This is a genomic window from Nocardia sputorum (assembly GCF_027924405.1).
GTDB classification, from domain to species: domain Bacteria; phylum Actinomycetota; class Actinomycetes; order Mycobacteriales; family Mycobacteriaceae; genus Nocardia; species Nocardia sputorum.
The window spans coordinates 6,770,721-6,783,051 of record NZ_AP026978.1; the positions used below are offsets into that span (position 1 = coordinate 6,770,721).

General features: G+C 68.9%; 10 protein-coding genes. 5 read left to right on the forward strand and 5 right to left on the reverse strand.

All coding sequences use genetic code 11. From position 1 onward, the window contains the following. Window positions 1-72 precede the first annotated feature (72 nt). A complete protein-coding gene (locus tag QMG86_RS30555) occupies window positions 73-456 on the forward strand; it encodes a cupin domain-containing protein (protein ID WP_281876307.1) in 384 nt (127 codons plus the stop codon). A 77-nt stretch (window positions 457-533) separates the two neighbouring features. Here the strand turns inward: QMG86_RS30555 and QMG86_RS30560 are convergent, their stop codons facing one another. Continuing rightward, window positions 534-941 (reverse strand): SdpI family protein, encoded by a 408-nt coding sequence (locus QMG86_RS30560; protein WP_281876309.1) that lies wholly within the window; start codon window positions 939-941, stop codon window positions 534-536. A 164-nt stretch (window positions 942-1,105) separates the two neighbouring features. Between QMG86_RS30560 and leuS the strand changes: the two genes are divergently transcribed. After that, on the forward strand, window positions 1,106-3,952 hold the full coding sequence (gene leuS, locus QMG86_RS30565) for a leucine--tRNA ligase (RefSeq protein WP_281876311.1): 2,847 nt from the start codon (window positions 1,106-1,108) through the stop codon (window positions 3,950-3,952). A 72-nt stretch (window positions 3,953-4,024) separates the two neighbouring features. Here the strand turns inward: leuS and QMG86_RS30570 are convergent, their stop codons facing one another. Then, on the reverse strand, window positions 4,025-4,714 hold the full coding sequence (locus QMG86_RS30570; protein ID WP_281876312.1) for an SDR family oxidoreductase: 690 nt from the start codon (window positions 4,712-4,714) through the stop codon (window positions 4,025-4,027). Window positions 4,715-4,942: 228 nt separating this feature from the next. On the opposite strand from QMG86_RS30570, the gene ggh reads away from it, so the two are divergent. After that, window positions 4,943-6,280: a glucosylglycerate hydrolase gene (ggh, locus tag QMG86_RS30575; RefSeq protein ID WP_281876313.1), complete on the forward strand. Its 1,338-nt coding sequence runs from the start codon at window positions 4,943-4,945 to the stop codon at window positions 6,278-6,280. Window positions 6,281-6,346: 66 nt separating this feature from the next. Next, on the forward strand, window positions 6,347-7,087 hold the full coding sequence (locus QMG86_RS30580) for a glycoside hydrolase family 25 protein (RefSeq protein ID WP_281876315.1): 741 nt from the start codon (window positions 6,347-6,349) through the stop codon (window positions 7,085-7,087). A 111-nt stretch (window positions 7,088-7,198) separates the two neighbouring features. On the opposite strand, the gene QMG86_RS30585 is transcribed toward QMG86_RS30580, so the two are convergent. The 3 genes from QMG86_RS30585 to QMG86_RS30595 form a co-directional block, all read right to left on the reverse strand. Beyond that, a complete protein-coding gene (locus QMG86_RS30585) occupies window positions 7,199-9,262 on the reverse strand; it encodes a PhoX family protein (RefSeq protein ID WP_281876317.1) in 2,064 nt (687 codons plus the stop codon). A gap of 233 nt (window positions 9,263-9,495) precedes the next feature. Beyond that, entirely contained in the window at window positions 9,496-10,296 is an 801-nt protein-coding gene (locus tag QMG86_RS30590) for a hypothetical protein (protein ID WP_281876318.1), read from the reverse strand. Window positions 10,297-10,395: 99 nt separating this feature from the next. After that, window positions 10,396-10,926, reverse strand: a complete 531-nt coding sequence (locus QMG86_RS30595; protein WP_281876319.1) for a lipoprotein LpqH — start codon at window positions 10,924-10,926, stop codon at window positions 10,396-10,398. A gap of 333 nt (window positions 10,927-11,259) precedes the next feature. Here QMG86_RS30595 and QMG86_RS30600 point away from each other — a divergent pair, with 333 nt between their 5' ends. Next, window positions 11,260-12,330 (forward strand): helix-turn-helix domain-containing protein, encoded by a 1,071-nt coding sequence (locus tag QMG86_RS30600; protein WP_281876320.1) that lies wholly within the window; start codon window positions 11,260-11,262, stop codon window positions 12,328-12,330. Window position 12,331: the final 1 nt, after the last annotated feature.

The window sequence follows — 12,331 nt, forward strand, 5'->3', positions numbered from 1 at the left end:
TGTGCAGGAGATCCGCCGTCTGTGCACGTCGGGAGGTTTGGAGCGGCCTGTCCGAGGTGATTCGATCGAGGGATGTGGGGCGAATTCGAGGTCAACGCGGCGCCCGCGCACGGGACCGCGAGTCGTGTGCTGTTCCGGCTCGCCGTGGGGCGATGGGCGTTCATCCTGCGCCAGACGCTCATCGAGCCCGGCGGCACCAGCGGGTGGCATTACCACGACGGGACACTGTTCGTGCTGGTAGCGCGGGGAACCCTGGATCACCCCGGCGCGGACTGCGCGCCGGTCGCCTATCGGCGGTGGCGGGTCTTCCGGGAACCGCGCGGGCCGCGCTACCCGCACGTGGCCCGCAACGCCGGGACCGCGCCGGTACTGCTGTGCGTGCTCTACATCACTCCGGTCGGCAGCCCGCTGTCGCGCAGTGTCGCACCGCCGCCGTGTGCGGAAGACATGGAGTGAGCCTCGTCGTGCTCGGCACGCTGCGAATGCGCGCGGCTATGGGCTGGCCGACCGCGGCCCGGCGCGTGCGGCCGACCTCAGCCTGCCGGTTGGCAGGCGTCGCGGAGTGAGCAGGCGCCGCAGGAGTTGCCGCAGCCACCGGTCTCCGGGGGCGGCGCGATGGCGGCGGCCGCCTGCGCCGCGGCGTTCGCGCCCGCGCCGAGGGTGAACAACGCGACCACGGCGGTGACGCCCGCGACCAGCAGCGAGACCACGCCGCCCGCGGCCAGCCCGACCAGTCCACCGGCGAACAGCAGCGCTCCGGCCGCGATCGAGGTGGGCGCGGCGACCCGGTTGGCGACGCGGAAGGTCTCGTCCGTGGACAGCGCGGCCTCGGTGTGGACGCCGAAGAAACGATTGCGGGGCAACCGGCCGGTCAGTCCGAGTGCGCCGGTTGCGACGGCCACGACGGCCGGCACGAACAGGACGAGAGCGACGACGAACACCCATGCAGGCTAGCGCATCGGTGCCGCCGCGCCGCCGACGGGCGGTGCGACGGCGGACACGTCCGCAAAGTCCAGGCCAGCCCGATTTCCGGTCCATCGGAGGGGACGTTCTACCCTGATAGACGAAGTTTGTCGGGGATCGGCGACCACAAGAAGGCAGGACCGTGCAAGACACACGTGCAACCGAAAGCGATGTACCAGAGCACCGGTACAACGCGGAGCTTGCCGGCCGCATCGAGCGCCGGTGGCAGCGGACGTGGGACGAACGCGGAACCTTCCACGCGCCGAACCCCGTGGGGCCGCTGGCCGGCCCCACCCCGGCCGACAAGCTGTTCATCCAGGACATGTTCCCGTACCCGTCCGGCGCGGGCCTGCACGTCGGGCATCCGCTCGGCTATATCGCCACCGACGTCTTCGCGCGCTACCACCGGATGCACGGCCGCAACGTGCTGCACGCCCTGGGCTACGACGCCTTCGGCCTGCCCGCCGAGCAGTACGCGGTGCAGACCGGCGCGCACCCGCGCGACACCACCGAGTCGAACATCGCCACGATGCAGCGCCAGCTGGACCGCCTCGGCCTGGGCCACGACCGGCGCCGCTCGTTCGCGACCACCGATCCCGAGTACTACCGCTGGACGCAGTGGATCTTCCTGCGGATCTACAACGCGTGGTTCGACACCGAACTGAACCGGGCCCGCCCGATCGCCGAGCTGGCGGCCGAGTTCGCCTCCGGCGCGCGGGCCGTCGCGGACGGCCGGTCCTGGGACACGATGTCGGCGGCCGAGCGCGGCGCGCTGTTGGACTCGCACCGGCTGGTGTATCAGACCGATTCGGTGGTCAATTGGTGCCCCGGCCTGGGCACCGTGCTGGCCAACGAGGAAGTCACCGCCGACGGCCGCAGCGAGCGCGGCAACTTCCCGGTGTTCCGGAAGCGGCTGCGGCAGTGGATGATGCGCATCACCGCCTATTCGGATCGGCTGGTCGACGACCTGGACCGGCTGGACTGGCCGGAGAACGTGAAGTCCATGCAGCGCAACTGGATCGGACGATCCCGCGGCGCGCAGGTGAAGTTCGACGCCGACGGCGAGCAGATCGAGGTCTTCACCACCCGGCCCGACACCCTGTTCGGCGCCACCTACGTCGTGCTCGCGCCGGAACACGAGCTGGTCGACAAGCTCACCGCGCCCGCGTGGCCGGCGAACACCGACCCGCGCTGGACCAACGGCGGCGCCGCCACCCCGGCCGACGCCGTCGCGGCCTACCGCAAGTCGATCGCGGCCAAGTCCGATCTGGAGCGCCAGGAGAACAAGGAGAAGACCGGCGTCTTCCTGGGCAACTACGCGATCAACCCGGCCGACGGCAAGGCCGTGCCGATCTTCATCGCCGACTACGTGCTGAGCAGCTACGGCACCGGCGCGATCATGGCCGTTCCCGGGCACGACCACCGCGACTGGGAGTTCGCGTCCGTCCTCGGGCTGCCGATCGTCGAGGTGATCAGCGGCGGCGACCTGGCGAAGGGCGCGCACGCGGGCGAGGGCGTGCTGGTGAACTCCGGCTATCTCGACGGCATGTCCGTCGAGGAGGCCAAAGCGGCGATGATCGCCCGGCTGGAGGCCGACGGCCACGGTAAGGGCACCATCCAGTACAAACTGCGCGACTGGTTGTTCGCCCGTCAGCGCTACTGGGGTGAGCCCTTCCCGATCGTGTACGACGAGCAGGGCGCTCCGCACGCGCTGCCGGAGTCGATGCTGCCGGTCTCGCTGCCGGAGCTGGACGACTTCGCTCCGGTGACCTTCGATCCGGACGACGCGGATTCCGAGCCGTCCCCGCCGCTGGCCAAGGCGACCGACTGGGTGGAAGTCGAACTGGACCTGGGCGACGGGCCGAAGCGCTACCGCCGCGACACCAACGTCATGCCGCAGTGGGCGGGCAGTTCCTGGTACGAGATCCGCTACGCCGACCCGACGAACGCGGAAACGTTCTGCGCGAAGGAGAACGAGGCGTATTGGCTGGGCCCGCGCACCGACGTCGGCGGACCGGACGATCCGGGCGGCGTCGACCTGTACGTCGGCGGCGTCGAGCACGCGGTGCTGCACCTGCTGTACGCCCGGTTCTGGCAGAAGGTGCTCTATGACCTGGGTGACGTGTCCGCGAGCGAGCCGTACCGGCGGCTGTTCAACCAGGGCTACATCCAGGCGCACGCCTACACCGACGAGCGCGGCGCGTACGTGCCCGCCGCCGAGGTGGTCGAGCGCGACGGCAAGTTCTTCTGGACCGACGCCACCGGCGCGGAGATCCCGGTGCGCCAGGAGTACGGCAAGATCGGCAAGTCGCTGAAGAACGCCATCTCGCCGGACGAGATGTGCGATCTGTACGGCGCGGACACCTTCCGCTTCTACGAGATGTCCATGGGTCCGCTGGACACCTCCCGGCCGTGGGCGACCAAGGACGTCGTCGGCGCGCACCGCTTCCTGCAGCGCGCTTGGCGTCTGGTGGTCGACGAGGAGTCCGGCGCGCTGCGGGTGACCGACGCCGAGCCGACCGGCGAGACGCTGCGCCTGCTGCACAAGACGATCGCGGGTGTGGACGAGGATTTCGCCGCGCTGCGCGACAACACGGCCGGCGCCAAGCTGATCGAGTTGACCAACCACCTGACCAAGAGCTACCCGGACGGCGCGCCGCGCTCGGTGGTGGAGCCGCTGGTGCTGATGCTGGCGCCGCTGGCCCCGCACATCGCCGAGGAATTGTGGGAACGCTTGGGCCACACCGCTTCACTGGCGCACGGCCCCTTCCCGGTCGCCGATCCGGCGCTGCTGGTCGAGGAGTCGGTGGAGTACCCGATCCAGGTCAACGGGAAGGTACGCAGCCGGGTTCAGGTGGCGGCCGACGCGGACAACGCGGTGATCGAGGCGGCCGCCCTGGCCGACGAGAAGATCGCCGCGCTGCTCAACGGAGCGGCGCCGCGCAAGCTGATCGTGGTGCCGGGCCGCCTGGTGAACATCGTCGCCTGACGGCTGGTCAGCGCGGCGGGAGCAGCTGAGCGAACGCTTCCGCCGCGCGAGCGCCGCCGGGTGCGTCCGGGATCAGTACGGCCGGAGCACGACCTCGGTGGGGTGCGCGTCGCGCGGAGTATCGATGGCGGAACGCACCGCGTAGGCCACCGTCTCGGGCGTGAGGAAGTCCTCGGCCCGGTATTCGCGTCCCTCGCCCGCGATGATCTCGCGCTGCATATCGGTGTCGATGCGCCCCGGGTGGATCGAGGTCACCCGCAATTCCGGCTCCTCCTGCCGCAACGCGTCACCGAAAGCGCGCAGCCCGAACTTGCTCGCCGCGTAGGAGGCCCAGCCCGCGTTGGCGCGCAGCCCCGCGCCGGAGTTGATCAGCACCACGTGGCCTCGGCCCGCCCGCAGCGCGGGCAGCAGCAGGCGGGTGAGTTCGGCGACCGCGACGAGATTGGCTTCCAATGTGTTTCGCCACTGATCGACGGTGGATTCCGCGATCGTGCCGAGATCGGCGATGCCCGCGTTGTGCACCAGCACGTTCAGGCTCCCGATCGGCGCGGCCGCTTCGGCGAGCGCGGCGTAGTCGGTCAACTCCACCGGCCAGCCCTGCGCGGTGGGCAACTCCGCCAGGATGCCGCGCAGCGACTCCGCCGATCGCGCGCCGAGCAGCAGGTCGTGCGTGGGCGCGAGCGCGCGGGCGATCGCGGCGCCGAGGCCGCGGCTGGCGCCGGTGATCAACGCGGTCGGTTTCGGGCTCGCGGCGGAAGTCATGGGCCCCACCGTAACCGGCTGGGGAAAGAAGGCGTAAAAAGCGGTAGCACTGGACGAACGACTAGCGATGCAGGCTGAATCGAGGTGAGAATCTCGAGCAGCGAATCACGGACGGGGCGTGCGAAAGTGAGAACCGCCGAACAAGAACCGGCCACGGGCCGATCGGATGGGGACGAAACGGACACCGCTGAGCGGGCATATCTGCGGGTGACATCGCAGAATAGGGGGATGGCACATCCGGGCTTCACCCCCACCCAGCTCGCGGCCCGCGCTGCCTACCTGCTGCGCGGCAACGATCTGGGCACGATGACCAGCGCGGCGCCCCGACTGTACCCGCACATGTGGAGCTGGGACGCGGCGTTCGTCGCGGTCGGGCTCGCGCCGCTGAGCGTGGAGCGGGCGGTGGTCGAGTTGGACACCTTGCTCTCGGCGCAGTGGAAGAACGGCATGATCCCGCACATCGTCTTCGCCAACGGCGTGGACGGCTACTTTCCCGGCCCGGCCCGCTGGGAGTGCCGCAAGCTGGCGGTCAACGCGCCGGACGGCCCGGACACCTCGGGGATCACCCAACCGCCCGTGCACGCGATCGCGGTGCAGCGGATCTTGGATCATTCGCGCAGGCACGGACGCAGTACCAGGGCCGTGGCCGAGGAGTTCCTCAACCGGCGCTGGCCGGATCTGGTGCGCTGGCACCGCTGGCTGGCGCATGCCCGCGATCCCAAGGAGACCGGCCGCATCACGCTGTATCACGGCTGGGAGTCCGGGATGGACAACTCGCCGCGCTGGGATCGTGCCTACGAGCACGTAGTGCCCGGCGACCTGCCGCCCTACCGGCGGGAGGACGTGCTGGTGGTCTCCGATCCGACCCAGCGCCCCACCGACCGCGAGTACGACCGCTATCTGTGGCTGGTGGAGCAGATGCGCCGCGCGGGCTACGACGACTACCAGCTCGCCTCCACCATGAGCTTCGCCGTCGAGGATGTGTTCGTCACCGGGATCTTCGCGCTGGCCTGCGAGGTGCTCGCCAATATCGGCGAGGAGTACAAGCAGCCGCACGCGGACGTGCGCGATCTCTACGCCTGGGCCGACCGGTTTCGCGCCGGCGTCGTCGCGACGGCCGATGCCCGCACCGGCGCGGCCCGCGACTTCGACGTGCGGTTGCAGCGGTGGATCAACACCGAGACGCTCTCGATGTTCGCGCCGCTGCTGTGCGGCGGTCTTCCCCGCGACACCGAGCGCGCTCTGCTGCGCCTGTTCGAGGGCCCGCGCTTCTGCGGGCATCCGGATCTGCGCTACGCGCTGCCGCCCTCCACTTCGCCGGTGTCCAAGGATTTCCGTTCCCGCGAGTACTGGCGCGGCCCGGTGTGGCCGGTGATGAGCTGGCTGTTCTCCTGGGTCTTCGCCCGGCGCGGCTGGGCCGAGCGCTCGTTCATGCTGCGCGCCGAGGGCTTGCGGCAGGCCAGCGACGGCAGTTTCGCCGAGTACTACGAGCCGTTCACCGGCGAACCTCTCGGCAGCATGCAGCAGTCGTGGACGGCGGCCTCGGTGTTGGATTGGCTCGGCTGAGGACACGTCAGACATCCCACCCGTCACACTGGTAACAGCCAGAGCGAATGGCTATCGTCGTGCGGCATGGACACCTGGAGGTCGACCACTCGCCGCGCCGCGGCGCTGCCCCTGATCGCACTGTCCGGCATCCTCGCCACCGCGCTACCCGCGACCGCCGCGCCGACCGGTCCGGACGTCTCCTCCTGGCAGCACACCGACGGAAGCCTGATCGACTGGTTCGCGGTCAAGCGTTCCGGCCACAACTTCGCCATGGTCAAGGCCACCGAGGGGCTCAACTACATCAATCCGTACTTCGTGCCCGACAGCCTGCTGATGCGCGCGGCCGGCCTGGCTCGCGGCACCTACCATTACGCCCGGCCCAACCTGCCGCCCGAACCGCAAGCCGCCATGTACGCGGCGGTGGCGCTGGGACAGAACGGACCGCTCGACCTGCCGCCGGTGCTGGACCTGGAACACACCGGCGGTCTCGGCCCGGCGGCCCTGATCGACTGGACTCGCCGCTATTTGAACACCGTGGAAGCGCTCACCGGCCGAGTCCCGATCGTCTACACCTATCCTAACTTCTGGCGCACCGCGATGGCCGACACCACCGAGTTCGCCGATTACCCGCTCTGGATCGCCGACTATCGCGGCAACGCCCAACCGGAAGTCCCCGGCGGCTGGTCCACGTGGACGTTCTGGCAGACCACCGACAGCGGCACCATCCCCGGCATAGCGGGCCGCGTCGACCTCAACGTCTACAGCGGCGCCCAAGGCGATTTCGCCCGGTTCGCGAACATGAGCGGCGTCACCGGCAGCGGATGAGAGTGGAGCCGCTACTCGCCCAGTCGAGTAGCGGCTCCACCCGTGGGAAAAGCCGCGGAGGGTGGTCGGCCGTGGTTGCAGGGGGCCGGTGGGGCGCCGCGGCTGTGGTCGTCAGACCCCGATGCGGCCGCCTGCCTTCTTCCAGACCGCCACGACCGACGGGCGCGGCTGAGCCGTTCCGCCGTCGGGCCAGTGCGACAACGGGTTGTCCGGAGTGGCGTCGTCGGCCTCGCCGGGATGCTGCACGCACACCATGACCCGCGCCTCGCTCACCACCGGGCCGCAGGTCTCCGCACCGCGCGGGACGGTGAGGAACTGCTTGGTCTGGCCGCGATTCGGACCGTCGAGCACCACCGAGAACAAGCCGTCGTTCGACTTCAACGCGTTGCCGTCGGTGGAGATCCACAGGTTGCCGTACGGGTCGAAGGCCAGATTGTCCGGGCAGGAGATCGGGCTGACCTTGGACTTGTCGTATCCGGCGAAATAGGTGTCGGCCGCCGCGGGATCACCGCAGACCAGCAGCAGCGACCAGGTGAACGTGGTGCCGGTGTGGTTGTCGTCGATCTCCAGGATCTGGCCGTTCTTGTTCAGCTTGCGCGGGTTCGCCTCGTCCGGGCCCTGCTTGCCTTCCGCGCCGCGGTTGTCGTTGTTGGTCAGCGCCACGTACACCTTGCCGGTGTAGGGGTTGGCCTCGAAGTCCTCCGGGCGGTCCATCTTGGTAGCGCCCACTTTGTCGGCGGCCAGGCGGGTGAACACCGCCACTTCTTCCGCGCTCATGCCGTCGACCAGCGACTTGCCCTTGCCGTCCGCGCCGGTCTCCAGCAGCGGAATCCACTGGCCGGTGCCGGTGAAACCCTTGTCCGAGGGTTTCGCGCCGGTGCCGTCGATCTTGTCCGCGTGATCGCCGGTGAGCTTGGCGACGTAGAGGGTGCCCGCGTCCAGGATGGTCAGGTTGTGCCGCATGCTGGCCGCGCCCGTGCCCGACTGGATCTTGCGCGAGGACACGAACTTGTACATGTAGTCGAATTTCTCGTCGTCACCGGTGTACGAGACGACGTCGCCGTTCTTCGTGACGTAGATGGTTGCGCCCTCGTGCTTCACCCGACCCATCGCCGTGTGCTTGATCGGCGTCGAGTTCGGATCCCACGGGTCGACCTCGATGACGTACCCGAATCGGTTGGCCTCGTTGGGTTCCTGCGCCAGGTCGAAACGCTTGTCGGCGCGCTCCCACTGGTTGGCGGTCTTGCCCGCGGCGAAGCCGTAGCGCTTGAGCCGGGCCGCGGCGGCGGACTCGGTCACCTTGTCGCCGTTGGCGAAATAGCCGTTGAAGTTCTCCTCGCCGGACAGCACGGTGCCCCACGGCGTCAGTCCGCCGGAACAGTTGGCGAATGTGCCGAGCACCTTGGTGCCGGTCGGATCGGCCGAGGTCTTCACGAACTCGCTGCCCGCGGCGGGACCGGTCAACTTGAACTCGGTGGTCGCGGTGATCCTGCGGTTGTACTTGCCGAAGGCGGGAACGAGCTTGCCGGAGCCGGATTCACCCTTGACCTCCACCACGGTCAACCCGTGGGCGGCCATGGTGACCGCGATCTGCTCGTCGGTCGGCGCGTCCTTGTTGTAGCCACGGAACATGTGCGGGCTGGTGGTGTACTCGTGATTGACCACGAGCAGGTAGCCGTTGGCCTGGCCCTCGATCGGCAACAGGGCGGCGAAGTCGTTGTTGTAGCCGAATTGCTTGGCCTGCGCGGCGGCGGTCTGCTTGTCGAAGTCGAAGGCGGGCGCGTCCGGGAACAGCGGGTCGCCCCAGCGGATCACGACGGACTGCTCGTAGCCGTCCGGGATCACCACGGCGTCTTCCTTGTTCGGCGCGACGGCGGTGAAATCGGTGCCGGTTCCGGGCGGCCCCGCGGGCGAGGCCGACACCGCCGCCTTCGGCTCGTCGTCACCGCAGGCGGCGAGCACGCTGCCCGCGCCCACCGCGAGCACGGCGGCCGCGCCGCCCTTGATCAGCCCGCGCCGGTTCAGCGAGCTGACGATGTCACCGAAATAGGCGCCCGAGGAGGTGTTCGGCGTCTCGTGGAAGCACGCGTTCGCGCACTTGTACTCACATGTCACGGCGGCGCGCGACGACTGTCCGTCGTGCTTCACGAAAAGGGCGAGTGGCTGCAGACTCACGGTGACTCCTGGGTTGGGCCGATGGCCGCACGGTAAACCATCCGGACAATCCGGAAGGGACGGCAAAGTGAACAACCGCCCAACTAGGTAACCCTCAAATTGCCGGACCGCCAGACCTGGGAACAGACGAAAGCCGCGCCGGTTCGATGATCTCGAATCGGCGCGGCATGGGTGTCGGAAGACGGCTGCCTCGTTCTCGGTGGGACCGGCTCGGATTTCGTCCGGCCCACCCATCAGGCGTTCACCGGAAGGGCGATGACGACCTCGCTCTCGTCCTCGGGCAGGTAGTGCGCCCGCAGGATGCGACCCACCTGCACCTGGGCGACTCCGGCCGGGGCGAGGAACTTCGTCACCCGGGTGGCGAAGGTGGAGCCGTCCGGCCGGGTGACCACCAGCCCGAGTTCGACCTCGGAGTGCCCCTCGCGGATCGTGCCGGTGACCGACAGCGACTGCACCACCGCCTGGGTGGCGATGCCGCGCTCGGCGATGTCGAGCTTGCGCCGGGTGGTCATGCCCTTGCGGATCAGCGACTCGTTCATCGCGTGCTGCGCGGCGGACGCGTCGCCGGACAGGTCGACCTCGACTCGGTCGGTGCGGCCGGGCAGGTAGCGCACCGGAAGCACCACCCCGGCCCGCAGCAGGGCCAGTTCGGTGAACGGCACGATCATCTTCGCGGAGGAGTGGAACATCTTGCCGTCCGCGCCTTCGACGCTGAACTCGATGTGGACCTGCGGCTGGTCGTTGACGGTGACGCCGGTCTGCCGCACCGACCGGACGGTGCCCAGGCCGGTGAGCCCGTCACGGAACTCCGCGCTGTTGCGGCCGGTCAAGGCGCTCATGATCCCTTCGCCAGTGAAGGCGAAGACCATGGGGACCAGGGTGAACGCGATGATCGGCAACGCCATCTCGAAGCCGAGCCAGCCCATTCCAGAGGGCTCCCAGTCGCTGGTGGGGACGTAGGTGACGGCGTGGTAGACGTAGTAGCCGATCGCGGCGGCACCGAGGGCGAGGGCGAGCAGACGGATCTTTTTCATGACATTTCCTTTTCGGTGTGTGGTTTCAGGGTTCGCCGCGCCCCGTCATCCCTGTGGTTCGAGCGGGATGACGGGGCGGACCGGGAGAGCATGCGGCGATCAGGCGCCGACGATGGACGAGCAGGCGAAGGTGATGTCGAACTTCGAGGTCTTCGGGGCGGCCAGCGGGTTGGTCAGGTCGGGGGCGCCCACGCCCTCGCCGGTGACCTTGAAGGTGTTGCCGTCCTTGACGACCTTGGCGGAGCCGCCCGGCATGCCGTTGCCGAAGCCCACCGCGTAGGGCAGGCCGTTGTCGCCGCCCTTGCTACCCGCGATCCCGACCGCCTGCACGGTGTCGTCGCCGGTGATGGTCGCGCTCACCGTGAGGTTGCCGTAGGCGGAGTTCGCGGTGTCGGTCAGCGCGAGCGCCAGGGTGCCGCCCTGCTTCGCGCACGTGGTGTCGAACTTCGCGTCGAAGGCCTTGCCGTCGACCGAAGCGACCGACTTCCCCGCCGGAGCGGCCGGCTGCGCCGAGGACGGCGCGGGCGCGGCGGGCGAGCTGCCCTTGCTGTCACCGCAGCCGGTGAGCACGGCGACCGCGGCGGTGGCGGCGAAAGCGGCGGCGGCGATGCGGAGCGAAGTGGCGTTCATGGTCTGTCCTTGTCGTTTGCGGAGCCGAGGCCCCTGGTTCTGTTTCCCCGGCCCCTTGTGTGGGGCCGATGAGAAAAAGGTAGGAACGATCCGCGCCCTACCGATCCCAGGTTTTCCGCGTTTGTGCAGGTAGACGACGTGCGACGAAAGCGATGGGGACCGGCCGAGGTCCTCGAACGCACCGACACCTGCCGGTCGAACTCAGCCCCGCACCGGCGACGGCAACGACCTCGTCGACAACCGACCCGGCCACGGCGTCGAGCCCTTATGAGCAGGATCCGGTTCTGGCAGTCCACAGCTGCATGTGGGAAAATCCCACATATGGACGGGAAGGTGCTCGGTGAGCGGATCGCAGCCGCGAGGAAGAGCCTTGACCTCACACAGGACCATCTCGCGAACCGCGTCGGCATCGAGCGCACTGCGCTCGGGAGGATTGAGAAGGGCGAGCGCAAGGTGTCCGCGGTCGAACTTGTGGACTTGGCCGCGGCGCTCGACACCCCGCTGTCGTGGTTCGTGCGCGACCCGCTGCCCGCCGTGGTCAGCCGCCGCTCCGAAGCAGGGCCGACACACGAGTCCACCGCCCGGCTGGATCGCGCACTGGAGGTGTTCTCCGGTGACGTCGCTGCACTGGTGACCACGGGCGTGATCAAGGCCATTGCCGACCGCCCGACCTGGCAGACCCCGCAGTCGCATGCCGACTGCGAAAGCATCGCAGGCAAGGTGCGGGAACGCCTCGGTGTAGGTTCTGAGCCGTTGTACGAACTCGCCCGCGCCGCCGAGACATTCGGCCTGTACTCGTGCTCGCTGCCGCTCGGCGGTGGCGGGGCGGATGGCGCTCTCGTGGAGGTGGAACGGGGGTGTGCAGCCGCGGTGATCGACGGTGACGCAAAGCCGGGGCGCCGCCGGATGTCACTGGCGCACGAACTCGGACACTGGCTGTTCGGCGACGCCTACGATGCTGCCGCTGCCGACGCCGAGCGGATGATCAACTCGTTTGCCGCGTACCTTCTCGCTCCCCGGGCGGGTGTCACGATGCTGTGGCAGGACCATCTCACGGACTCGGTGCGTGACCGAACGATCCGTGTCGCCGGCACGTATCGGATGTCATGGTCGTCAGTGATCCTGCATCTGCGGAATCTGAATCTGATCAGCGATGACGAGTACCGCTCCATGGAACGACGCAACCCGGTGCCCGGGGAGTTCGCAAAGCTGGCGATCGTCCGTGATACCGACGAACTGCGCGCGCCGTCGGTATCACCCGGGATGACCGCCGCGATCATCGACGCATACGTCGACCGGCGGATGACTGCGGCGAGAGCAGTGGAACTGTTGCGTGGTGGGCTCATCGACGACGATCTCCCGCCGCAGCGGGCGGAGACGGCCGCCGACTACGCGAGCCTGTGAC